The following is a 16,321-nucleotide window of genomic DNA, read 5'->3' as shown; positions in this document are numbered from 1 at the left end:
CCCCAGGTGTGCGGTTGTGCACCGATCCGGTGCAACAGTATTGCTGTCTCACCACTGTTGTGAAAGCGTCCCGGCCAGTCACTTGCTTCGTCGATGACGCCAGGAGGCGGTCATGACCACGATCCTGCGACTTCCCGGGGAACCCGCCGACACCACACTCCCCGCCCTGCTGCTCCGCAACGCCGAGGACCACGGCGACCGCCCCGCACTCTCCTGGCGCACCACCCCCGAAGAGGAGTGGACGACGCTGACCTGGCGCGAGGCACGCCGCAAGGTCGCCGTCCTGGCCGCCGGATACGCGGCGCTCGGAGTGCGGCGCGGCGAGCACGTCCTGATGATGATGGGCAACCGCCCCGAACACTGGCTGAGCGACCTGGCCCTCGTCCACCTCGGCGCGGTCCCCGTCACCGTGTACGGCACATCGGCCCCCGAGCAGATAGCGCACATCGCCCGGCACAGCCGCGCCCGCTTCGCGATCGTCGAGGGTGCTCGGGAGCTGGCCCGCTGGGAGCCCCTCCTGGCGGACGCCACGGCGCCACTGGAGCGCCTGGTCGTCGTCGAGGCGGCCGATGCGGGCCCGCACCGCACCTACGGCTCCCTGCACGCCACAGGGGGACGCCTGTTCAACCCGGACACCTTCGAGAAGGCCTGGCGCGAGTCCCGGGCCGACGATCCGCTCACCGTCGTCTACACCTCGGGCACCACCGGTGACCCCAAGGGCGTCCGCATCACGCACCGCAACGTCGTCCTCAACGGCGTCGCCCTGGACTCCGTCGTCGAACTCCCCGACTTCGTGGAGCACATCAGCTACCTCCCCTTCGCCCATGTCGCGGAGCGCATGCTCGGCATCTACCTGCCGGTGTTCCGCGCCTCGCACGTGCACCTGTGCGCGGATCCGAACGCCGTCGCAGCGACCGCGCGCGAGCTGCACCCCGCGCAGTTCTTCGGGGTCCCGCGCGTGTGGGAGAAGCTGGCCGCGTCGGTACGGGCCGCGCTGGCGGGGCTGCCGAAGGAGCAGCAGGACTCGATCGAGGCGGCGAACGAGGCGGTACGCGCGCGCGTGGCGTACACGGAACGCGGCGAGGAAGCGCCGGCCGATGTCGAGACGGCGTACCGCGAGGCCAAGGAGAACGTCCTCGGTCCGCTGCTCTCCCTGGCCGGGTTCGACCGCCTGGTGTGGACGGCGAGCGCGGCGGCGTCGATGCCGCTGGACATCGTGCGTTTCTGGGCGGGCTTCGGCCTGGTGATCATGGACGCGTGGGGCCTGACGGAGACGACCGGCGTCGTCACCATCAACACCCCGGCCGCCTTCCGGCTCGGATCGGTGGGCAAGCCCCTGGACGGCCTGGAGATACGGACCGCCGACGACGGCGAGATCCTGGTGCGCGGCGGAACGGTCTTCGACGGCTATCTGCTGCCCGACGGCGGCGTCGAATCGGCCTGTGACGCGGACGGCTGGTTCGCCACCGGCGACGTCGGGCGGATCGACGAGGACGGCTTCCTCTGGCTCACCGACCGCAAGAAGGAACTGATCGTGACCTCGACGGGCAAGAACGTCTCGCCCGCGCTCGTCGAGAACGCCCTCAAGGAGCACCCCCTCATCGGCCAGGCTCTCGTCCACGGCGACGGCCGCTCCTACTTGGTGGCGCTGCTCGTCCTGGACGCCGAAATGGCCCCCGCGTGGGCCGCGGCACGGGGGATCACGGGCGACCTGATGGCGAGCGAGGCCGTGCGGGACGAGATCGAGCGGGCCGTCGACGCGGCCAACGCCCGCCTCAACCGCACCGAGCAGATCAAGCGGTACCGGCTCCTCGGCGAGGAGTGGGGCCCGGAGACCGGGGAGCTGACGCCGTCCCTGAAGCTGCGCCGCAGGGTCATCAAGGAGAAGTACAAGGACGTTATCAATGGGCTGTACACCCATTGATCAGCGGCTGTACACCCCCTGCCCACCATGTGAGAAGTGCCGCTATGTGATGTGCGCCACCGCATGTCCGGGGATCTCTGGGGGAAGGTGTCGCGTCGGTCCACGCACTTCAGGAGTGTCGTGGACCGGAGCACATCCGGACCCCGGAGCTCTTCCGGGCACCAGAGAGTAGATCCCCCCGTGAGCAAGGACGCCGTAGATTCGGCCGCCCTGGACGCATCCCGCACAGATGCGTCCCAGGCCCCCGCGGATGCCGGCGACGCCGGTTACAGCAAGGACCTCAAGGCCCGCCACGTCAACATGATCGCGATCGGTGGCGCGATCGGAACCGGACTCTTCCTCGGAGCGGGCGGCCGCCTGCACTCGGCGGGCCCCGCACTCGCCGTCGCGTACCTCGTCTGTGGCATCTTCGCCTTCTTCGTCGTACGCGCCCTCGGCGAGCTGGTCATCTACCGGCCGTCGTCCGGTTCGTTCGTCTCGTACGCGCGTGAGTTCCTCGGCGAGAAGGGCGCCTACGTCGCCGGCTGGATGTACTTCCTCAACTGGTCGACCACCGGCATCGCCGACATCACCGCGATCGCGCTCTACACGCACTACTGGAGCTTCTTCACCGACATCCCGCAGTGGGTGCTGGCGCTGATCGCGCTCGCCGTCGTCCTCGTGATCAACCTGATCTCGGTGAAGATCTTCGGCGAGATGGAGTTCTGGTTCGCGATCGTCAAGGTCGCGGCTCTCGTCGCCTTCATGCTGATCGGCATCTTCCTGCTGGTCACCCAGCACGACGTCGGCGGGCAGACGCCCGGCCTGAGCGTGATCACCGACAACGGCGGCTTCCTGCCGCACGGCATCATGCCGGTCGTGATCGTGATGCAGGGCGTCGTCTTCGCGTACGCCTCGCTGGAGCTGGTCGGCGTCGCGGCGGGCGAGACCGCCGAGCCGCAGAAGGTCGTCCCGCGCGCGGTGAACTCGATCATGTGGCGCGTCGGACTCTTCTACGTCGGCTCCGTCATCCTGCTCGCGCTGCTGCTCCCCGGGTCGGTGTACTCGGCGGACCAGAGCCCGTTCGTGACGGTGCTTTCCAAGATCGGCGTCCCGGCGGCCGGTGACGTGATGAACCTGGTGGTCCTCACGGCCGCCATGTCGTCGCTGAACTCGGGCCTGTACTCCACGGGCCGCATCCTGCGCTCGATGGCGATGGCGGGTTCGGCACCGAAGTTCACCGCGAAGATGAACAAGAGCCAGGTCCCCTACGGCGGCATCCTGCTCACCTCCGCGGTGTGTGTGCTCGGCGTCGGCCTCAACTTCCTGATGCCGAGCCAGGCCTTCGAGATCGTCCTGAACGTGGCGTCCCTCGGCATCATCAGCACCTGGGTGATCATCATGATCTGTCACCTGGCGTTCGTCCGTCGCGCCAAGGAGGGCCTGCTCACCAGGCCCGGCTTCCGGCTCCCGGGCAGCCCGGTCACGGAGATCGTCACGATCGTCTTCCTCCTCTCCGTCCTCGCCCTGATGTGGAAGGACCCCGAGGTCGGCCGCAAGACGCTCTACCTCATCCCGATCATCGCCGCGGCGCTGGTCGCGGGCTGGTACGCGATCCGCCGCAACGTGGACCGCGAGGCCGAGACCCTCATGAAGGCCGGCAAGTAACAACGCGCGGGCCACTGTCAGTGGCAACGCCTACGGTGGCGTCATGTCGGAGATCACGTATGTCCGGGGTGACGCCACCGCTCCGTTCGGCAAGGGCACCAAGCTGATCGCCCATGTCTGCAACGACCTGGGCGGCTGGGGCAAGGGCTTCGTCGTCGCGGTGTCGCGCCGCTGGCCCGAGCCGGAGGCGGCGTACCGCCGGTGGCACCGGGAGCGCGCCAAGAACGACTTCGGCCTGGGCGCCGCCCAGTTCGTCCAGGTCGGACCGCTGCTGTGGGTGGCCAACATGATCGGCCAGCACGGCATGCGCACCGGCAGCAAGGGCGTCCCCGTGCGCTACGAGGCGATCGACGCCGCCCTGTGCAAGCTCGCCGACAAGGCGGTGGAGCTCGACGCCTCCGTGCACATGCCGCGCATCGGCTGCGGCCTCGCGGGCGGCAAGTGGTCCCGGGTCGAGCCGCTGATAGCCGAGCGGCTCACGGCCCGCGGGATCGCCGTGACGGTGTACGACTTCGGGGACTGAGCCCTCTACACCCTCGGGCCGGGCGTGACGAGCCTCACCCAACTCCCTTGCAGATGTGCGTTGTTGTGCACGGGTGAGCGGGTAGGTCACCGGCATGCAGCTCATCGCGATGAACCTGGGCCCCCTCAAGCCGGAGCCCCAACACCTCGCCGCCGCAGCCGTGCTGTTCGGCTCCGTCTTCTTCCTGGTCAGGCGCATTCTGCCGCGCCTCGACCGCGTACTCGAAGTGCGCGCCGGGATCCTCGAAGGAGTCACCGGCGGACCGGCGGCCGAGCTGCGCCTTGAGGCCGAGCGGATACGCGACAAGCGGGAAGAGATGCTCGCCGAAGCCCGCCACGACGCGGCACAGGTGCGCCAGCGGGCCCGCGAGGAAGGCGCCGCGCTGATCGCCGCCGCCCGCGAGGACGGCGTACGCGAGCGCGATGAACTCGTGGCGTCGGGCCAGGCCAGGATCGAGACCGAACGTGCATCGGCGGAGGCCGAACTGCGCGGCCAGGTATTCGAGTTGGCGTCGGACCTTGCGAGCAGGATTGTGGGGGAGCCGATTCCGGCGCAGGCGGCAACGGGCCGCTAGAGACGGACGGGGCGCCCCGTCAGGGGCGCGGGGAACTGCGCGAGCAACCACGACGTACCCGTAGCCGCGCACTGCAGTGCCCCCCACGGCGCCTGGGCGGCGCTGCCCCCGCCGGAGAGGCCAAGTTTCGCCTGGCGCCGACCCCGTCGGCCCGGCAGGCTCACACCATGGGACAAATGGTGTCGGTCAAGGGCGGCCAGCTCTGGGCGGAAGATTCCGGCGGCAACGGATTGCCGCTGGTCCTGCTGCACCCGGGCGTCGCAGACTCCCGCATCTGGGACGGGATCCTGCCGCGCCTCACCGAGCGGCACCGGGTCGTCCGCTATGACGCGCGCGGCTACGGCAGGTCGCCGGCCCCGACCGCCGCGTTCTCGCTGGCCGAGGATCTCGGCGCGGTCCTCGACCACTTCCGGATCGGCCGCGCTGTCCTCGCCGGGTCGAGCATGGGCGGGGCCACGGCCATCAGCCTCGCGCTCGACGACCCCGCGCGGGTCGCGGGTCTCGCCCTGGTGGTGCCGGGCATCACCGGCCGTTCCGACCTCCTCTCCGAGGAGTTCATGGCCGAGTTCGTCAGGCTCGCGAAGGCGGGCGACATGGAAGGCCTCGTGAGCCTGCTGATGCACAGCTCGGCGGCGGCGGGCACCGGCTACGACCCCGAGGTCAGGGCGCACCTCCTCGCGGTCCTCCCGGCCTGGTTCGCCACCCAGCCGCACAACGTGCCCGACCCACCGGCCTTCGACCGCCTCGGCGAGCTCGACGTGCCGTGCGTCCTCGCCCTGGGGGAGCTGGACCAGCCCTCGGTGGTCCGCTGCAACGAGGAGATGGCCGAACGCATCCCCGGCTGCCGCCTGGTGCGCCTGCGCGAAAGCGACCACTTCCCGACCCTGCGCGAGCCGGACGCGGTCACGGACCTCATCCTGCAGACACACGCGGCGGCGGCAGGCTGAGCGGGACTCCGCCCTGCACCCCGGCGAACGCCTCGACCAGGGCCGTCGCATACTGGAACACGTACATACCGGGCACCGGCCGGCAGGTCGGCTCACCCACCGGGAGTCGTGTGATGCCACAGCGCCAGGCCGCCCCCGAGCCGCCGCCACCCGGCGGGATCCTCTGGGACATCGCCGGTGACGTCCGCGCCCTGCTCGCCCTGCCCGCCGCGCTCACCATGCAGGTCGCGCACCCCGCGGTGGGCGCCGGCGTCGACACGTACTCCGTCTTCCGCACCGACCCCTGGGGCCGCGGCGAGCGCTCGCTGCGGTCGCTGCAGACATGGGTGTACGGCGGTGAGGCCGCGGCCGAGGAGGGCCGCAGGCTCCGTGAGCTGCACAAGACCATCCAGGGCACGGACGCCCACGGCCGGAGCTACCACGCGCTGACGCCCGCGTACTACGCCTGGGTCCACGCCACCGGATTCCCCGTCTACCGGCACGCGCAGCAGTACTTCGGCCGCCCCTTCACCCCGGCGCAGGAGCGGCAGTTGTACGCGGAGTGGCTCCAGGTGGGCCGGATCCTCGGGATCCACGACCGGGACATGCCGCAGACGCTCGACGAGTTCTGGCCGTACTACGACAAGGTGCTTGCCGACGAACTGGAGCTGACGGCCGTCGCCGCGGAACTGGTCGCCGTGGACCGCCCGCTCCCGCCGCCCGACCGGGGTCCGCGCGCCCTGCGCCTCGCGCTGCGCGTCCTGTGGCCGATCATCCTGCCGCCCCTGGCCCGCTCCCGCCGCTTCCTCACGATCGGCCTGATGCCACCGGACGCGCGGCAGGCGATCGGCCTCCCCTGGACCATGACCCAGGAACGCCGCCTGCGCCGCTTCGGGCGCGCAGTCCGCACGGTGGTGCCGCTCCTGCCGGAACGCCTGCGCTACCTGCCGCTGGCCCGCGAGGCGAGAAGGCGAGAACGCCGTCGCTACGGGAGACGAGCGTCCCGCCCTTCTATCTCCAACCTGCGTTGTTCGTAGAATGGCCCGGTGGAGGACATCAATGCGATCGCGGCCCTGCAGGATCCGGTGCGGCGTCGCCTGTACGAGTACGTGGCGGCGCAGGGCCGCGAGGTCGGCCGCAACGAGGCCGCCGAGGCGGCCGGGGTTGCGCGCACGCTGGCCGCGCACCATCTGGACAAGCTGACCGAGGCGGGGCTCCTCGAAAGCGGCAGCCGCCGCCTCACGGGCCGCTCGGGGCCGGGGGCGGGCCGTCCCGCGAAGGTGTACACGCGGTCCCGGGCCGAGCGGGCGGTTGCGCTGCCCGCCCGCGACTACCGCACCGCCGCCGACCTGCTCGCCGAGGCCGCCGATGAGGCAGGGCTCGACGCCGGGCTCTACGCGGCAGCGCGCCGCAGGGGCGAGGCGCTGCGCGGTTCGGCGGCGCCCTGCGGCGACCTCGAAGAGGCCATGAAGACGCTGGCCGCCCGCGGCTACGAACCGCACCTTGAAGGCGCCGAGGGGGCAGACGGAGAGGCCGCACCCGTCGTCCGTATGCGCAACTGCCCCTTCCACGCCGTCGCCGAACGCTTCCCGCCGCTCGTCTGCGGCATGAATCTGGCACTCCTGGAGGGGCTGCTCGGCACGGACGGCCCCGTCCATGCCCGCATGGACGCGCGGCCGGGGGAGTGCTGCGTGGTGGTCGAAGATTCTAAAAACAATGACGATTGACATAGAAAAGCGCGCCGTGCTGGGATGAGGCCATGACCGCATCCCTGCCTGCCGCCCACCTAGCCCAGCTCAACGTCGCCACGCTCCGCCATCCCCTCGACGACCCGCGCATGGCGCCGTTCGTCGAGCTGCTCGACCCGGTCAACGCCGCCGCGGACGCCGCGCCCGGCTTCGTGTGGCGGCTCGTCGAGGAAGGGGCGGCCGACGCCACCGAACTGCGCCCCGCCGGCGAGGACGTCATCGTCAACCTGACGGTGTGGGAGACCCAGGAGGCCCTGTGGGACTTCGCCTACCGCAGCGGGCACCTGGAGGTGATGCGGCGGCGCCGCGAATGGTTCCAGCGGCACGTCGAGGCGCACCTGGTGATGTGGTGGGTCCCAGCGGGCCACCTCCCGACCGTCGACGAGGCCTTGGAGCGCCTCGCGCACCTGCGGTCGCACGGGCCGTCCCCGCGGGCGTTCACGTTTGCCTCGGCGTACACAGACGAGGAGGCCGCGATGACGACGACGGGCCCGCCCACCCACAACTGATCACGCGGGGCAATCGGGTGGGTGGGCGGGAAACATCCGCCGCGAAGCGGCGGTTCAGTCTCAGTGCCCGTGCCCGTGCACACCGTTCGTCGCGGCAATGGACTTCCAGGACTTCGGCGCAGCCGGAACCCCCGCGGTACGCGAGACCCCGGCATCCCGCGCGGCAGGAGCGCCCGGCCGGACCGGCTGGTACAGCCACGTGTCGAAGAGGGAAGCCAGCGGCTTACCCGACACCTTCTCCGCGTACTTGACGAAGTCACCCACCTTCGCGTTGCCGTACGCGTGCTCCTTCGGCCACCCCTTCAGGATCGCCGAGAAGTCCTCCTCGCCGATCTCGTTGCGCAGCGCCTGAAGGGCCAGCGCCCCACGGTCGTACACGGCGATGTCGAACTGGTTCTCCGGACCGGGGTCGCCCGGCTTCACCTTCCAGAACGGGTCGTCGGCCGGGTGCTGCGCGTACACGTAGTCCGCCAGCTCCTGCGCCGTGCCCTCGCCCTCCTTCTCCGACCACAGCCACTGGCTGTACCGGGCGAAGCCCTCGTTGATCCAGATGTCCTTCCAGCCGTCCACCGACACGCTGTCGCCGTACCACTGGTGGGCCAGCTCATGCACGACGACCGACACGTTGGACCCGTTGGCGAACTGCCGCGGGCTGTAGAACGGCCGCGTCTGCGTCTCCAGGGCGAAGCCGCTCGTCACGTTCGGGACGTACCCGCCCAGGGCGTTGAAGGGGTACTTGCCGAAGACGGTCTCCAGCCACTCCGCGACCTCGGTCGACCGCTCGATGCTCGCCCGCGCGGCCCCGGCGTTGTCGCCGAGGTCCTTGCTGTAGGCGTTCAGGACGGGCAGACCGTCCGCCGTCTTGTCGGTCGTGATGTCGAACTTGCCGACGGCGAGCGTCGCCAGATAGCTGGCCTGCGGCTTGTTCGAGCGCCAGTTGAAGCGCGTCCAGCCGAGCCTCGAACTCTGCGACTGCAGCACGCCGTTGGAGATGGCCTGCGAGCCGTCCGGCACGGAGACCGAGACGTCGTACGTCGCCTTGTCGAGCGGGTGGTCGTTGGACGGGAACCACCAGGCCGCCGACTCCGGCTCCTGTGCGGCGACACCGCCGTCCGGCGTGCGGGCCCAGGCCGTGAAGCCGTTGATCTTCACCTCGGACGGCTTGCCCGCGTAACGGACGACGACGGTGATCGGCGTGCCCTTCGGCAGTCCGGCCGCCGGGGTGATCTCCAACTCCTGCTCGCCGGTGGCCTTGAACGCCGCCTTCTTGCCGTTGACCCGCACCTCGCTGACCTTCAGGCCGAGGTCGAGATTGAAGCGGGACAGGTCCTGCGTCGTGGTGGCGTTGATGGTCGCCGTGCCTTCGAGCAGATCGGTCTTCGGCTGGTACTTCAGCCGCAGGTCGTAGTGCGACACGTCGTAGCCGCCGTTGCCGCTCGCCGGGTAATAGGGATCGCCGATCCCCGGCGCCCCGGGCGTGAAGTCGGCGGCCGATGCCGGGATCGCCAGCAGCAGAGAGGCCGCGAGCGCGCCAGGGGCGATGAGTCTGCGGTGCACAAGAGCTCCAAGTCGTAGGGGCACATCGGTAGATGGGTTCGACCTTATTGAGCCCTCCGGTCACGGGTCATGTCCATGGCCGCTGCTGTCACACGATCGCCATTCGGCCGACATGTGCCAGTACGCCCCACGAACCTGTCGCGGCCGCGTACTGCCCTCTGTCGCACGGGAGTTGACCGGTGTACCTTCCGCGCCATGCCGATACGTGCGCGACGCACACGCTTGATCCGGAGATCCCTGGTGACGGCGGCCCTGGCCGCCCTGATGGCCACCCTCATGTCCCCGGGCGCCGCACAAGGGGCGCCGAGCGCCCCGCGTGAGAGCAAGCCCGTCTACTCGTACGAGAGCGCGATCCGCGAAGCCGTCTGGGTCGACACAAAGATCGACGGAGACGACGACGGGAAGACCGACCGGGTCGCCGTCGACATCGTCCGGCCCCGCGAACCGGCCCAACAGGGCCGGAAGATACCCGTGATCATGGATGCCAGCCCGTACTACTCCTGCTGCGGGCGCGGCAACGAGAGCCAGAAGAAGACGTACGACGCGAACGGCGACGTCGTCCAGATGCCGCTCTACTACGACAACTACTTCGTGCCCCGCGGCTACGGCTTCGTCGCCGTCGACTTCGCGGGAACGAACCGCTCCGACGGCTGCGTCGACGTCGGCGGCCGCTCCGACGTCCAGTCCGCCAAGGCCGTCGTCGACTGGCTGAACGGCCGGGCCCGCGGCTACACGACCCGGACAGGAAGCCAGTCCGCCAAGGCGACCTGGACCAACGGCGCCACCGGAATGATCGGCAAGAGCTACGACGGCACCGTCGCCAACGGCGTGGCCGCCACCGGCGTCGAGGGCCTGAAGACGATCGTCCCGATCGGCGCCATCTCCTCCTGGTACGACTACTACTTCGCCAAGGGCGCCCCGCTCTACGACAGCGGCCCCGAGTGGCTCTCGGACTACGTGGAGAGCCCCGAGGCACGGGCCCGCTGCGGCGCCGTACAGCAGCGGCTCATCGACGGGGCGCCCCGCACCGGCGACTGGACCCGGCTGTGGAGCGAGCGCGACCACGTCCCGGACGCCGACAAGGTGAAGGCCAGCGTCTTCGCCGTACACGGCATGCAGGACCTGAACGTGCGGATGAAGCACTTCGGTCAGTGGTGGGACGCGCTCGCCGACGCGGGCGTCGACCGCAAGGTGTGGCTCAGCCAGACCGGCCACGTCGATCCGTTCGACTTCCGCCGCGGCAGTGGGGTCTCCCCTGCTCGAGCGGAGCCGAGAGCTTGGGGATGGGTGCGCACCCTGCACCGCTGGTTCGACCATGAACTCCTCGGCTACGACAACGGCATCGACCGCGAGCCGATGGCCGACATCGAGCGCGCACCCGACCGGTGGACCACCGACCGCGTCTGGCCCCCGCGCGCCACGGACACGGTCAAACTCCGCCCCGGCAAGGGGACTTCACCCGGCGTCGGCACCCTCGGCACCCGCCCCGGCACCGGCAGCGAGACCTTCACCGACGACCCGAAGCTGAGCGAGACCGACTGGGCCGCGCAGATCGACACCTCGACCCCCGCGAAGGCAGGGTTCATCAGCCGCCCGCTCGGCCGCGACCTGCGGCTCTCCGGCTCCTCCGAAGTGACCGTCACCGCGACGCCGACGACCCGCACCGCCCACCTCTCCGCGGTCCTCGTCGACCTGGGACCCGACACCATCCGCGACTACGCGAGCGCCGGCGAGGGCATCACCACGCTCACCGAACGCACCTGCTGGGGCGCCAGCACCGGCGGCGACAGCTCCTGCTTCAAGGAGACGAAGGCGAAGACCGCCGACGTCGACTACACGGTCTTCAGCCGCGGTTGGGCCGACCTCGGCAACTGGGCCGACGACCACCAGGGCCGCCCCCTCACGCCGGGCAAGCCGCACACCATCACCCTCGACCTGGCAGCGAGCGACCACGTCGTACCCAAGGGGCACCGCCTCGCGCTGATCGTCGCGGGCACCGACAAGGACCTCATCGACCCCCCTGCCGACACCCCGACCCTCGCCATCGACCTCGCCCGTACGTCGGCGAAGGTCCCGCTCGTCGGCGGCGCAGGTGCCTTCACCACCTCACCAGACGTCACCCCCCGCGCATCCCGTCTCGACGGCGTGGCCCCGCCGCGTCCGTTCCGCCCCGTCCCGGGAGGCAGCACTTCATGAGACCCCGCATCCGCACCCTGGCCCTTGCCTGCGCCACCGCCGCGCTCGCCGCACCGCTCCTGACCGCGCCCGCGCAGGCCTCGGGAACCCCGCCACGTACCGGATTCGAGGAGACGAACGGCGCGCGCTGGACCAGTCAGCCGGAGGAGCAGGACTTCCTCGCCGCCGTCGACAGGTCGACCGACCGGGTATCCGTCGCCCGCGTAGGCACCACCAAGCAGAACCGGCCGCTCCAACTGGTGCGCATCGGCGACCGGCCCGCCAAGAACACGGTGCTGCTGATCTGCAGCCAGCACGGCGACGAGCCGTCGGGCCGTGAGGCGTGTCTGTCGACGATCCGCGACCTGGCGTACGCGAAGGACAAGCAGACCCGCGCGTTCCTCTCCCGCACCACCCTGCTCGTCGTCCCCACCGCCAACCCGGACGGCCGCGCCGCCGACACCCGCGGCAACTCCGACGGCGTCGACATCAACCGGGACCACATCGCGCTGCGGACGGCGGAGGGTCGTACGATGGCCGCCGTCATCCGCGACCGGAAGCCCGACGCCATCTACGACCTGCACGAGTACGGCGCGACCCCCAAGTACTACGACAAGGACCTCTTCGACCTGTGGCCGCGCAACCTCAACACCGACGAGGCGGTCCACGGCGAGGCGAAGACCCTGTCGGAGGGTTACGTCAGGCCGGCCGCCAACAAGTCGGGCTACACGACGGGGACGTACGGGATCTGGACCGACCCCGTGACCGGTGAACCCATCAAGCAGACCGCGGGCGACGGCCAGGAGCGCATCCTGCGCAACGTCTCCGGCATCAAGCACGCCGCGGGCCTGCTCATCGAGAGCCGGGTCGATCCGCTCACAGATGCCGAGAAGAAGGACGAGGCGCTGAACAACCGCCGCCGCGTGAAGTCCCAACTCTCGGCTCTGGGCGGCCTGTTCGCCTACGCCGACGAGCGGCGCGGCCAGCTGGAGGCCGCCACCGGCGCGGCCCGCGTCGAAGGGTTCCGCGACAGCGGTCCCGTCTACATCGGCGGCGCCGACAACGACCCCGCCGAACCGTCCGAGGTGATCCAGGACCCGCCCGCCTGCTACCGGCTCGACGCCGCGCAGTACGGCGACATCAAGGACGAACTCGCCCTGCACGGAGTGCAGGCGAAGCGGGACGGTTCGGGTGCGTACGTGCCGCTGCGGCAGTCCGCGCGCGCCCTCGTGCCGCTGCTCCTGGACGAGCGTGCTCCTTATCACCTGGTCACAGGTCGGCCCGACACTGCCTGTTGAGCAGTTGAGTGGTGCGTCACGTGTGGTAGTGGGTAGCGGAGCACAGAGATTGTACGAATACGAAATCCGTGAAAGGTGCACTTGTGACGCAAGACCTGCAGAAAGCGGACGGCGGAGGAGAGGCGCCAGATCCGGCGCTCTCCTCCGGCGGCCGGTCTCCACAGACCGACCGGATCGTGTTCGGTGTGACCGCCGTGCTCACCCTGGCCTTCGTGGTCTGGGGCGCCGTGTCGACGGACTCCTTGGAGGAAGTCTCCACGGACGCGCTCAACGGCCTGATGACCAACGGTGGTTGGTTCTTCATGCTGACCGCGAGCGCCTTCGTGGTCTTCGCGCTCTGGCTGGCGATGAGCCGGTACGGGAAGATCACCCTCGGCAAGGAGGGCGAGGAGCCGGAGTTCCGGACCGTGTCGTGGGTCGCCATGATGTTCAGCGCCGGCATGGGCATCGGCCTGATGTTCTACGGAGTGAGTGAGCCGCTCGCCCACTTCACCACGCCCCCGCCGGGCACGGATCCCGCCGACTCCGCCGCGGCGATGGAAACGGCCATGGCCACCACCCTCTTCCACTGGACGCTCCACCCGTGGGCGATCTACGCGGTGGTGGGCCTGGCGATCGCGTACAGCACGTTCCGGCGTCGTCGGCGGCAGACCATCAGCGCCGTGTTCACGCCCCTCATCGGTGAGAAGCACTCCCAGGGCACCTGGGGCAGGGTCATCGACATCCTGGCCATCCTCGCGACGCTCTTCGGCTCCGCCGCGTCGCTGGGTCTCGGCGCCCTGCAGATCGGTGCCGGCATCGAGGTCCTCGACTGGATGGACGACGCGGGCACGGGTCTGCTCGTCACCATCATCGCCGTACTGAGCCTGGCCTTCGTGGCGTCCGCCGTCTCCGGTGTGGAGAAGGGCGTCCAGTGGCTCTCCAACATCAACATGGTGCTCGCGGGGCTCCTCGTGGTGTTCGTCTTCATCGCGGGCCCCACCGTCATCATGCTGGACATGCTGCCGACCTCGCTCGGCGCCTACCTCGACGACCTCCCGCAGCTGATGGGCCGCACCGAGGCATCGAGCGGCAAGGGCGTCGCGGAGTGGCTGAGCGGCTGGACGGTCTTCTACTGGGCCTGGTGGATCTCCTGGACGCCCTTCGTCGGCATGTTCATCGCCAGGATCAGCAGGGGCCGTACGATCCGTCAGTTCGTCGGCGGCGTCATTCTCGTCCCCAGCACCGTCAGCCTCATCTGGTTCGCCGTCTTCGGCGGCAGCGCGATGACGGTCAAGGACCGCGGCGGCCTGGAGGGCCAGGACACCCCGGAGTCCCAGCTCTTCGGCCTCCTTCACGAGTACCCGATCGCCACCTTCACGAGCCTGCTCGTGATGATCCTGGTGGGCATCTTCTTCGTCTCGGGTGCCGACGCGGCCTCGATCGTGATGGGCACGCTCTCCCAGAAGGGCGCGCTCGAACCGGGCAAGCTCGTCGTCGTGTTCTGGGGCATGGTCACCGGCGCCGTCGCCGCGATCATGCTGCTCATCGGGGACGGCTCGGACGACGCCCTCACCGGGCTACGGAATCTGACGATCCTTGTCGCGGCGCCCTTCACCCTGGTGATGATCGGGATGTGTGTGGCGCTGATGCGGGACCTGCGCCACGACCCGCTGATCGTGCGGGGCGAGCACGGCACGGAAGCCGTCGAGAAGGCCGTGATCGCGGGTCACGCGCAGTACGACGGCGACTTCGAGATCCAGATCGGCCCGGTCGAGAACGGGGGCGAATCGGAGTCCGAGGGGAACCCGGTCAAGTCCGGCTGATCCTTTCCGTTCAGCCTGACCCGTTCCGTTCAGGCTGATCCTCTCCGCTCAGGAGGAGGCGGCCGTCCCGTTCGCGAGACGCGCCGCCTCCTGGGCGCAGCCCCACGCCACCGTGACCCCGGCACCTCCGTGGCCGTAGTTGTGCACAAGCACCCGGCCGCCGCCGAGGAGTTGACGCTCGATCCGCACCGCGGGGCGTGCGGGCCGCAGCCCCACCCGGTGGTCGAGCACCCGCGCCCCCGCGATCTCGGGCCGCACCGCGGCGCACCGCTTCACGATCGCGTCGGCCACCGCGGGATCCGGCTCCAACGACCAGTCGTCCTCCTGCGCCGTGCCACCGAGCACGAGCCGGCCCGGCTGCGGGAAGAAGTACGTCGACGTGTGCGCGGTGGCGGCCGCGGAGGCGAACCACGTCCGCACCCCGGGGTTCTCCACGAGCACCAACTGCCCCCGCACCGGCCGCACCGAGGCGTCCGGCACCAGCGTCCGCGCCCCGATCCCCGAGCAGTTGACCACGCACCGCGCCTCGGCAAGGGGCTCGGCGAGGCTCTCCACCGTGCGCGCCTCCACGGTCCCGCCCGCCCGCGCGAGACGCTCGCGCAGCCACCCCAGATGCACCGGCATGTCGATCAGCGGCAGCCGCGCCCACACGCCGGGACCGTCGTACTCGGCGCGGCTCGCGGTCCGCAGCCCCGGCACCCGGGCCGCCCACGGCCCGAGCTCGTCCAGGCACGTCTCGCCTTGTACGCCATCGACCATGCGTACGCCGGTCTCGTCGGCCCGCGTCGCCAACTCCTCGTACACGGACAGGGATTGGAGGGACCAGTCGGCGACGGACTCGGCGGGCTCGATGCGGTAGGGCCACCACAGCGCTCCCGCGACCGTCGAGGTCGTGCGCTCGGCGGGCTCCCGCGACCACACCCGCACCGGGCGCCCTTGTTCGGCGAGCAGGACAGCGGTCGTCAGACCGATGACACCACTGCCCACCACGATCACATCGCTGCCATGCGCCTCGTCCATCCCAGGAACGTAGCGGAATGTGTCATGCCGTGCTCACATCACGTCTCAGATGGGGATACTCACACCATGTCTGCCGAGTACGCGACCTTCGGTCTGGCACCGGCCATGCGCGCCGGTGGAGTTCTCGCCAACGGTGACTACCAAGTCCACCGGGATTTCGTCGACTTCATCGTGAACGGACGACCGCTGCTCTTCCAGCTCTCCGACCTCGACGCCGTATCCCCCCTCGCCGCCGACGTACCACCCGCGATCTTCACCCATCATGTGCGCGGACTTCTCCTGGAAACGGAGGCGCCACTGCTCGACGGCCGGCACGTCATCTACGGATGCCCCGAATGCGAGGGCCTGGAATGCGGGGCGGTCACCGCCGTCATCGAGCGGGCGCCGGACGGAGAGGATGCCTATGTGTGGTGTGACTTCGCCTGGCAGACCGCCGAGCGGGCCGATCTGGAGCTCAACGGCTACCACGGCATAGGGCCCTTCCGCTTCCAGGGTGCCGAATACCGTGAGGCCCTCGGCCTGGTCTTCGGTGTGTCGATGGCGGGGATCACCACGTACGAACTCGTCTCCGGCGAGGACTTCAGCGGGGGGAGCGGCACCACGATCAGCAACGGC

General features: G+C 70.0%; 13 protein-coding genes and 1 pseudogene. 12 read left to right on the top strand and 2 right to left on the bottom strand.

The window, feature by feature from the left end:
- Positions 1 to 112 precede the first annotated feature (112 nt).
- The 8 genes from AB0O76_RS22280 (at position 113) to AB0O76_RS22245 (ending at position 7,851) form a co-directional block, all read left to right on the top strand.
- The gene (locus AB0O76_RS22280) at positions 113 to 1,924 is read left to right on the top strand and encodes an AMP-dependent synthetase/ligase (protein WP_365493897.1); all 1,812 of its coding nucleotides are present in this window, start codon (positions 113 to 115) and stop codon (positions 1,922 to 1,924) included.
- A 180-nt stretch (positions 1,925 to 2,104) separates the two neighbouring features.
- Complete coding sequence (locus AB0O76_RS22275; RefSeq protein WP_365493894.1) at positions 2,105 to 3,571, top strand: amino acid permease; 1,467 nt, start codon at positions 2,105 to 2,107, stop codon at positions 3,569 to 3,571.
- A gap of 43 nt (positions 3,572 to 3,614) precedes the next feature.
- Positions 3,615 to 4,094: a macro domain-containing protein gene (locus AB0O76_RS22270; protein ID WP_365493891.1), complete on the top strand. Its 480-nt coding sequence runs from the start codon at positions 3,615 to 3,617 to the stop codon at positions 4,092 to 4,094.
- A gap of 94 nt (positions 4,095 to 4,188) precedes the next feature.
- A complete protein-coding gene (locus tag AB0O76_RS22265) occupies positions 4,189 to 4,668 on the top strand; it encodes a hypothetical protein (RefSeq protein ID WP_365493888.1) in 480 nt (159 codons plus the stop codon).
- Positions 4,669 to 4,835: 167 nt separating this feature from the next.
- Positions 4,836 to 5,615 (top strand): alpha/beta hydrolase, encoded by a 780-nt coding sequence (locus tag AB0O76_RS22260; RefSeq protein WP_365493885.1) that lies wholly within the window; start codon positions 4,836 to 4,838, stop codon positions 5,613 to 5,615.
- A gap of 113 nt (positions 5,616 to 5,728) precedes the next feature.
- Positions 5,729 to 6,631 (top strand): oxygenase MpaB family protein, encoded by a 903-nt coding sequence (locus tag AB0O76_RS22255; protein ID WP_365493882.1) that lies wholly within the window; start codon positions 5,729 to 5,731, stop codon positions 6,629 to 6,631.
- Between the two features lie 9 nt (positions 6,632 to 6,640).
- Positions 6,641 to 7,321, top strand: coding sequence for a helix-turn-helix domain-containing protein (locus AB0O76_RS22250; RefSeq protein ID WP_365493880.1), 681 nt, complete (start codon positions 6,641 to 6,643; stop codon positions 7,319 to 7,321).
- A 32-nt stretch (positions 7,322 to 7,353) separates the two neighbouring features.
- Entirely contained in the window at positions 7,354 to 7,851 is a 498-nt protein-coding gene (locus AB0O76_RS22245) for a DUF3291 domain-containing protein (RefSeq protein ID WP_365493877.1), read from the top strand.
- Positions 7,852 to 7,911: 60 nt separating this feature from the next.
- Here the strand turns inward: AB0O76_RS22245 and AB0O76_RS22240 are convergent, their stop codons facing one another.
- Positions 7,912 to 9,408: a M1 family metallopeptidase gene (locus tag AB0O76_RS22240; RefSeq protein ID WP_365493874.1), complete on the bottom strand. Its 1,497-nt coding sequence runs from the start codon at positions 9,406 to 9,408 to the stop codon at positions 7,912 to 7,914.
- Positions 9,409 to 9,603: 195 nt separating this feature from the next.
- On the opposite strand from AB0O76_RS22240, the gene AB0O76_RS22235 reads away from it, so the two are divergent.
- The 3 genes from AB0O76_RS22235 (at position 9,604) to AB0O76_RS22225 (ending at position 14,686) form a co-directional block, all read left to right on the top strand.
- A complete protein-coding gene (locus tag AB0O76_RS22235) occupies positions 9,604 to 11,604 on the top strand; it encodes a Xaa-Pro dipeptidyl-peptidase (RefSeq protein WP_365493870.1) in 2,001 nt (666 codons plus the stop codon).
- Positions 11,601 to 12,881, top strand: coding sequence for a M14 family metallocarboxypeptidase (locus AB0O76_RS22230; protein WP_365493867.1), 1,281 nt, complete (start codon positions 11,601 to 11,603; stop codon positions 12,879 to 12,881). The genes AB0O76_RS22235 and AB0O76_RS22230 overlap by 4 nt, the downstream gene beginning before the upstream one ends.
- 176 nt (positions 12,882 to 13,057) lie before the next feature.
- On the top strand, positions 13,058 to 14,686 hold the full coding sequence (locus AB0O76_RS22225) for a BCCT family transporter (RefSeq protein ID WP_365494417.1): 1,629 nt from the start codon (positions 13,058 to 13,060) through the stop codon (positions 14,684 to 14,686).
- Positions 14,687 to 14,734: 48 nt separating this feature from the next.
- Here the strand turns inward: AB0O76_RS22225 and AB0O76_RS22220 are convergent, their stop codons facing one another.
- Positions 14,735 to 15,706 carry an FAD-dependent oxidoreductase gene (locus tag AB0O76_RS22220; protein WP_365493864.1) on the bottom strand — a complete coding sequence of 324 codons (972 nt, stop codon included), beginning with the start codon at positions 15,704 to 15,706 and terminating at the stop codon, positions 14,735 to 14,737.
- A gap of 66 nt (positions 15,707 to 15,772) precedes the next feature.
- Between AB0O76_RS22220 and AB0O76_RS22215 the strand changes: the two are divergent.
- Positions 15,773 to 16,321: pseudogene (locus AB0O76_RS22215) on the top strand (hypothetical protein); the annotation flags it as partial.

It is taken from the genome of Streptomyces sp. NPDC086554 (assembly GCF_040686095.1).
Lineage (GTDB): Bacteria > Actinomycetota > Actinomycetes > Streptomycetales > Streptomycetaceae > Streptomyces.
The sequence above is the reverse complement of the archived record's forward strand: the minus strand, read 5'-3'. Positions and strand labels throughout refer to the sequence as shown.